Origin of the sequence: Haladaptatus sp. W1 (assembly GCF_001723155.1) — an archaeon.
GTDB classification, from domain to species: domain Archaea; phylum Halobacteriota; class Halobacteria; order Halobacteriales; family Haladaptataceae; genus Haladaptatus; species Haladaptatus paucihalophilus.
Window position 1 is genome coordinate 1 of the sequence record NZ_MEIH01000225.1, and the last position, 2144, is coordinate 2144.

The following is a 2144-nucleotide window of genomic DNA, read 5'->3' on the forward strand; positions in this document are numbered from 1 at the left end:
CCGACCGCTTCGTCGTCGAGGTCGGTCACGGACCCGTGAACGTCCCGCGGCGTCTCGGCGAGGTCCCGGACGACGTTGATGACGCGGCCGACCTCCCGGTGCGGAACCGCGTTCGTTTTCCCGGCGGCGATGGATTCGTATTCGATGTCGATTCTCCCCTCGTCCACGTCGAGTTCGGTGACGTAGACGCCGTGCGTCATCAGTCGCGCTTCGAGTTGGTCCGGGTCGAGTTTCATAGCAAAAGGGCCGTCGGCGATGCCTAAAGGGATTGTGTCGAGTCGAGCGGCAACGAACTGTCAAAGAAAGAACTATATCGGGTCGAAATTCGAACGGTATGCCGTCGGCCCGCAGACCGACCGAGAGGAAAGAACGTTTTACCTATGGACGACATTCATCCGCCAATGAGCGAATCGGATACGGTCGAGGAGACTTCGGCGAGCAATCGGGACGCGTCGGATTCCGATGACGGACCGAAGCAGGTCTCCTCCCCGAACTACCACAGCGAGAACCACACCGCCGCCCAGACCTGCGGCTGGACGGCGAACGCGCTTCGCGGGGAAGGAAAATGCTACAAGAACATCTTCTACGGCATCGAGTCCCACCGCTGTATCCAGATGACGCCGGTCGTGAAGTGCAACGAGCGCTGTGTCTTCTGCTGGCGCGACCACCGCGGTCACTCCTACGAACTCGGCGACGTGGAGTGGGACGACCCCGAAGCGGTCGTGGACGCGAGCATCCGTCTCCAGCGCAAACTGTTGTCGGGATTCGGCGGCAACGACGAGGTGCCGCGAGAAATTTTCGAGGAATCGATGGAACCGCGCCACGTCGCCATTTCGCTCGACGGCGAACCGACGCTGTATCCCTACCTGCCCGAACTCATCGAGGCGTTCCACGACCGGGACATCACCACGTTCCTCGTGAGCAACGGGACGAACCCCGAGATGCTGGAACGGTGCGACCCGACGCAACTCTACGTCAGCGTGGACGCCGCGGACCGCGCCACCTTCGACCGCGTGGTCCGGGCCGTAGACGACGACGCGTGGGAGAAACTCATCGACACGATGGACGTGCTGGCCGAAAAGGACGACACGCGAACCGTCATCCGAACCACGCTCGTCGGCAGGGAGAACGTCGCCAATCCGGACTGGTACGCCGCCTTCTACGAGCGCGCCGACCCGGATTTCGTCGAACTGAAGGCGTACATGCACGTCGGCCACTCGCGCGGCCGTCTCGACCGCTCGTCCATGCTCGACCACGAGGATGTCGTCGAGTTCACCGAGCAGGTGGGCGAGCACATGCCCGACCACGACGTGCTGAAGCAGGTTCCCGCCTCGCGGGTCGCACTGCTCTCGAAAACAGAGGATACGTGGGTTCCGAAACTCAAAAAGGACAGCGAGTTCTGGGAACGCGATTCGACGACGTGGACGCGTCTGGGTGAGTAGACGGTCTAACCGCGGTCGGTCCGCCTACACCTCTTCGAGGTCCGTCTTCGTCAACTCGCTCTCGACGTTGCCGGTGTTCGTCGTTCCCGCCGGTTCGAACAGGAGCACTTCGGCTTCCTCATCGGCGACCGGCCGGTGTTCGACGCCTCGCGGAACGACGACGAATTCGCCTTCCTCCAGCACCACGTTCTCTTCCTCCCGAAACTCGATGCGGAGGTGACCGCTCGTCACGAGGAACATCTCGTCAGCGTCATCGTGGCGGTGCCAGACGAACTCGCCTTCGAGTTTGGCGAGTTTGACTGCCTGTCCGTTCAGTTCGGCCGCGAGTCGGGGCGACCAGTGCTCGTCGAAGGTGTCGAACGCGGTATCGAGGTTCACTTTCTCCATGTCTATCCGGTCGCGGTCCCGCGAAAAAATTCTGTTCGTCGGAGCAATTCCCGTCCGAATTTTCAATTAGGCGCGTAGAACACCCAGCCTTCCGACGGGACCGTGATATCGACCCACCCGCTCCCGTCCGTGGTCACGTCTCCGGCAGTGCCGCTGTAGTCGTGGAGGGTCGTGTTCGTCCACGAGGTGTACACCGACTGGGTGCGACTGCTTCCACCGTTGTTGATACCGACGAGGAGGTTGTTGTATCGCTCGTAGACCCCGAGGTCGCTGTCCGCGTGTCGCCAGTACGTCTCCCCCCCGGCGAGGTTTCTT

At 61.9% G+C, this 2144-nt stretch carries 4 protein-coding genes; 1 reads left to right on the top strand and 3 read right to left on the bottom strand.

All coding sequences use genetic code 11. The features are described 5' to 3' along the window. The coding region (locus BG842_RS10315) for a hypothetical protein (protein WP_069450669.1) at window positions 1-236 on the bottom strand (236 nt) is incomplete at its 3' end. A gap of 165 nt (window positions 237-401) precedes the next feature. Between BG842_RS10315 and twy1 the strand changes: the two genes are divergently transcribed. After that, the gene (gene twy1 / locus BG842_RS10320; RefSeq protein WP_069450671.1) at window positions 402-1442 is read left to right on the top strand and encodes a 4-demethylwyosine synthase TYW1; all 1041 of its coding nucleotides are present in this window, start codon (window positions 402-404) and stop codon (window positions 1440-1442) included. A 24-nt stretch (window positions 1443-1466) separates the two neighbouring features. On the opposite strand, the gene BG842_RS10325 is transcribed toward twy1, so the two are convergent. Both BG842_RS10325 and BG842_RS10330 read right to left on the bottom strand, forming a co-directional pair. Then, window positions 1467-1829, bottom strand: a complete 363-nt coding sequence (locus BG842_RS10325; protein WP_069450670.1) for a cupin domain-containing protein — start codon at window positions 1827-1829, stop codon at window positions 1467-1469. 62 nt (window positions 1830-1891) lie between these two features. Then, window positions 1892-2144, bottom strand: a 253-nt coding sequence (locus BG842_RS10330) for an alpha-amylase domain-containing protein (protein WP_139136089.1), incomplete at its 5' end; no start/stop codon positions are given.